A 4,639-nucleotide genomic window follows, 5' to 3' on the forward strand; every position below is an offset into this window, starting at 1 on the left:
CCGCTTGAGCCACTTGTAGGCCGTGCGGACACTGACGCCGGCCGCATGCGCCGCTTCTTCCACCCGCAGACCATGAGCAAGGATGCGATCCACGAGCAGGGCTCGACCGCGAGGGCTCAAACGGGCATGTTTATGCAGGTTCATCCGGGGCTCCTGGGGGCTGGGTTGGCTTCGTAACCCCCATCTTCCAGAGATGCCCCGGATGAACAACCTACTGAGAGATCACATCTAGCCGGGTTTTTCGGCCATGACGCGGCCGCCAACATGACAGCCCTTTCCACTGCCGGAACCGCCGATGTCCGCCGCGCCCGCCTCGTCCGCTGCCTCCGATCGCTTCCGTCCACCCGGTGCCCTTCGCGAAGGCGCCCCCATGCGCGACGCCGCCTGTGCGGGACCGGACGGAGCGGGCGCGTGAATGCCGGCGACACCTGCTGCACGCCGGTGCCCGCCACGGCCACCACGGCAGCCGCGGCGACGCGGCTGCCGCTGGCGGGGCTGCTGGCACTGGCCTGCGCCGGCTTCGTCACCATCCTGACCGAAGCGCTGCCCGCGGGCCTCCTCCCGCAGATGGCGGCGGGTCTCGGCGTGCGGCCGGCGCTGGTCGGGCAACTGGTCACGGTCTATGCGCTGGGCTCGCTGCTGGCGGCGATTCCCTTGGTGGTCGCGACCCGAAGCTGGCGACGACGACGTCTGCTGCTGGCCGCGATCGCGGGCTTCCTCGTCGCCAACACCGTCACCGCGCTGTCGGCGCACTACCCGCTGACGCTGCTGGCGCGCTTCGTCGCCGGCATCAGCGCCGGCCTGCTCTGGGCACTGCTGGCCGGCTACGCCAGCCGACTGGTCGCACCCGCGCTGCAGGGCCGGGCGATCGCGGTGGCGATGGTCGGCACACCGCTGGCGCTGTCGCTCGGCATCCCCGCCGGCACGCTGCTGGGCCAGCACCTGGGCTGGCGCTGGACCTTCGGGGCGATGTCGCTGCTCAGTCTCGGCCTGCTGGCATGGGCGCGGATCGTGCTGCCGGACTTTCCGGGCACGCGCGGCCGCGATGCGCTGCGGCTGCGCGAGGTGTTCGGACTGCCCGGCATCGCGCAGGTCCTGACCGTCATGCTGCTCTACGTGCTCGCGCACAATGCGCTGTACACCTACATCGTCCCGGTACTGGCGCTGGCCGGGCCGGACATGGCGGTCGAGCGCTACCTGCTGCTGTTCGGCGTGATGTCGCTGGCGGGCATCTGGATCGTCGGCACGCTGATCGACCGCGGCATCCGGCGCCTGCTGCTGGCGAGCATCGCGGGGTTCCTGCTGGCGACGGCGATCATGGCCCTGTCGCCGCGCCAGCCGACGGTGCTGGCGGTGGCAACCGGCCTGTGGGGCCTGGCCTTCGGCGGCGTGGCCACGCTGTTCCAGACCGCACTCGCACGGCGCGCCGGGGCGGCGGCGGACCTGGCCCAGTCGATGCTGGTGACCGGCTGGAACCTCGCCATCGCCGGGGGCGGCCTGCTCGGCGGCATGCTGCTCGACCACCTGGGCGCCCACGCCCTCGTGCTCGCCGTGCTGCCGCTGTTGCTGGTGTCCGGTGCCCTCGCGGCGCCGCGCAGGGGCTGGGCCTGATTCCGTCCGGCCCGGCGATCTCCCGGCCTGTCAGGGACGCCGCGCCGGGTTTACAGGGCTAGGGCGCGCACTCCGCGCACAGGCCATGCACTTCCAGCGTCTGCGCCTGCGGCACGAAGCCGAGCGCGCGGGCACGGCCGTCGAGCGAGGCGACGACCTGCTCGTCCTCGAGTTCGACCGCGCTGTGGCAGCGGTCGCAGATCAGGAACGGCACCGAATGCTGCGCGGTGCTGGGGTGGTGGCAGGCGACGAAGGCGTTGACCGACTGCAGCTTGTGGATGAAGCCGTTGGCGAGCAGGAAATCCAGCGCGCGGTACACCGTCGGCGGGGCTGCGGCGCCGGGCCCGTCGCCCTGGCGCACCTGGTCCAGCAGGTCGTAGGCCTTCAGCGGCCGGCCGGCCTCGGCGATCAGGCCGAGCACGTGGGCGCGGATCGGCGTCAGCCGCAGGCCGCGTTCGCTGCAGGCACGTTCGACCGCGCGCACGAAACCGGCGGCGTCGTCGACGTGGTGGTGGGGGTCGGTGCAGGCGTGGACGTTGGGGCGCATACCGACATGATGGGTGCGCGCGGGCGGTGACTCAAGCTGCGGCGCGCAATGTACCGCGCCGCGGCTTCAGGCCGTGGCCGCGCCGTCGATCCGGGCCAGCGCGGCATCGATGCGCGCGAGCGCCTGCTCGCGCCCGGCCAGGTAGACCGTATGCCCGATGTCGGGGCTGACCTGGGTGCCGGTGATCGCCACCCGCAGCGGCTGCGCGACCTTGCCCATGCCCAGGCCCAGGGTCTCGACGGTCCCGCGGAACGCCGCATCGATCGCCTCGACGGTCCAGTCCGGCAACGCGGCGAGACGCGCGCGCATGTCGGCCAGCGGCGCCTGCGCTTCCGGCCTGAGGTGCTTGGCCACGGCCTTGTCGTCGTAGCTCGCCAGCGGGCGATACCAGACGGCCGCGCGTTCGGCCATTTCCTTCAGCGTCTGCACGCGGTCGCGCAACGCGACCACCACGTCGGCCGGCGAAGGCCCGTTGGCGAGGTCGTAGCCGGCCTGGCGCAGATGCCACTCCAGGTGCGCGGCGACCGCGTCCGGATCGTCGTTCTTCAAATACTGCTGGTTCAGCCAGCCGAGCTTGGCCATGTCCAGCCGCGCGGCCTTGGCGTTGACGTCCTCGAGGTCGAACAGCCGCTGCATCTCGGCGATCGAGAAGATCTCCTGGTCGCCGTGCGACCAGCCCAGCCGCACCAGGTAGTTCAGCAGCGCATGCGGCAGGTAGCCGGCGTCGCGGTACTGCATGACATCGGCCGCGCCGGTGCGCTTGGACAGCTTGGCGCCGTGCTCGTCGAGGATCATCGGCAGGTGCGCGAAGGCCGGCACCTCGGCGCCCAGCGCGCGATAGATGTTGATCTGGCGCGGGGTGTTGTTGACGTGGTCGTCGCCGCGCACGACGTCGCTGATCCGCATGTCGATGTCGTCGACGACCACCGCGAAGTTGTAGGTCGCGTAGCCGTCCGGGCGGAAGATCACCAGGTCGTCGAGCTCGCTGTTGGCGATCTCGATCCGGCCCTTGACCTTGTCCTCCCACGCCACCGTGCCGTCCTGCGGGTTCTTCAGCCGGATCACCCGGTTGGGATCGTCGCGCCAGGGCACGTTGCGGTCGCGGTAGGCGCCGTTGTAGCGGGGCTTCTGTCCCGCGGCCATCGCCGCCTCGCGCATCGCCTCGAGTTCCTCCTTCGACTCGTAGGCGTAGTAGGCCTTGCCGTCGGCGACCAGTTGCTCTGCGACCTCGCGGTAGCGGTCCAGCCGCTGGGTCTGGTAGACCGGGCCCTCATCGTAGTCCAGGCCCAGCCAGTCCATGGCCTCGAGGATCGCGTCGATCGCCGCCTGGGTGCTGCGCTCGCGGTCGGTGTCCTCGATCCGCAGCACGAACTGCCCGTCGCTGTGGCGCGCCTGCAACCAGCAGTACAGCGCCGTGCGCGCGCCGCCGATGTGCAGGTAGCCGGTGGGACTGGGGGCGAAGCGGGTGCGGACGGTCATGGATGCGGGCGCTGTGTGTCGGTGAACCGGGTATTTTACGGCAGGGGCTGGGAAGCAGGGGCCAGGGGTCGGGGGTCAGGGGCCGGGGAAAGGCACGAACGCATGCGCTTGACTCCTGGCCCCTGGCCCCTGGCCCCTGGCCCCTGGCCCCTGGCCCCGGACTATCATTTCCCCATGACCACCTATTTCATCTCCGACCTGCACCTGGATCCGGCGCGTCCGGACATCACCCGGCTGTTCGGCGAATTCATCGACGGCGAGGCCCGCAACGCCGATGCGCTGTACATCCTCGGCGACCTGTTCGAATCCTGGGTCGGCGACGACGATCCGTCCGAGGCCGGGGGTTTCGTCGCCGACCGGCTGCGGGCGCTGTCGGACAGCGGCGTACCGGTGGCGTTCATGCACGGCAACCGCGACTTCCTCGTCGGCGATGCCTGGGCGCGGCGCGCGGGCATGCGGATCCTGCCCGACCCCGCGGTGATCTCCCTGTACGGCAGGCCGGTGCTGCTGACCCACGGCGACCTGCTGTGCACCGACGACGTCGAATACCAGGCCGTGCGCGCCCAGACCCGCAACCCGGACTGGCAGGCGCACATGCTGGCGCAGCCGCTGGCCGCGCGGCTGGCGTTCGCGCAGCAGGCGCGCGCCGCCAGCCAGGCGCGCGCCGGCGCGCTGCGCGATGCCGGCACGATGGAGACGATCACCGACGTGGCGCCGCGCACCGTCGAGGAGACCTTCGCGCGCTACGGCGTCGACACGATGATCCACGGCCATACCCACCGCCCGGCGATCCACGAGCTGCGCGTCGGCGGGCGCGACTGCAGGCGCATCGTGCTCGGCGACTGGTTCGAGCAGGGCTCGGTGCTGCGGGCCACGCCGGACGGACGGTTCGACCTGTCGGCGTTGCCTGCACCTTCCCGCAGCGAATGATCCATCCGGCTCGGCGACGTGGCGGGTCGAGACCCGCCCTACGCCGCGACATGCCTCGTAGGGCGGGTCTCG

5 protein-coding genes are annotated in these 4,639 nt (G+C 71.3%); 2 read left to right on the top strand and 3 right to left on the bottom strand.

The genetic code is table 11. From position 1 onward, the window contains the following. Positions 1-144 (bottom strand): leucine zipper domain-containing protein (locus LDO26_RS17995; protein WP_232130160.1); only part of this gene is annotated, 144 nt, incomplete at its 3' end. Positions 145-411: 267 nt separating this feature from the next. Between LDO26_RS17995 and LDO26_RS18000 the strand changes: the two genes are divergently transcribed. Beyond that, positions 412-1,611 carry an MFS transporter gene (locus LDO26_RS18000; RefSeq protein WP_343226194.1) on the top strand — a complete coding sequence of 400 codons (1,200 nt, stop codon included), beginning with the start codon at positions 412-414 and terminating at the stop codon, positions 1,609-1,611. A gap of 58 nt (positions 1,612-1,669) precedes the next feature. Here the strand turns inward: LDO26_RS18000 and LDO26_RS18005 are convergent, their stop codons facing one another. Continuing rightward, the gene (locus tag LDO26_RS18005) at positions 1,670-2,158 is read right to left on the bottom strand and encodes a transcriptional repressor (RefSeq protein WP_232132469.1); all 489 of its coding nucleotides are present in this window, start codon (positions 2,156-2,158) and stop codon (positions 1,670-1,672) included. 66 nt (positions 2,159-2,224) lie between these two features. Continuing rightward, entirely contained in the window at positions 2,225-3,637 is a 1,413-nt protein-coding gene (gltX, locus tag LDO26_RS18010) for a glutamate--tRNA ligase (RefSeq protein WP_232132470.1), read from the bottom strand. A gap of 174 nt (positions 3,638-3,811) precedes the next feature. Between gltX and lpxH the strand changes: the two genes are divergently transcribed. Continuing rightward, entirely contained in the window at positions 3,812-4,567 is a 756-nt protein-coding gene (gene lpxH / locus LDO26_RS18015) for a UDP-2,3-diacylglucosamine diphosphatase (protein ID WP_232132471.1), read from the top strand. Positions 4,568-4,639: the final 72 nt, after the last annotated feature.

This window comes from Proluteimonas luteida (assembly GCF_021191695.1).
Taxonomy (GTDB): domain Bacteria; phylum Pseudomonadota; class Gammaproteobacteria; order Xanthomonadales; family Xanthomonadaceae; genus Luteimonas; species Luteimonas luteida.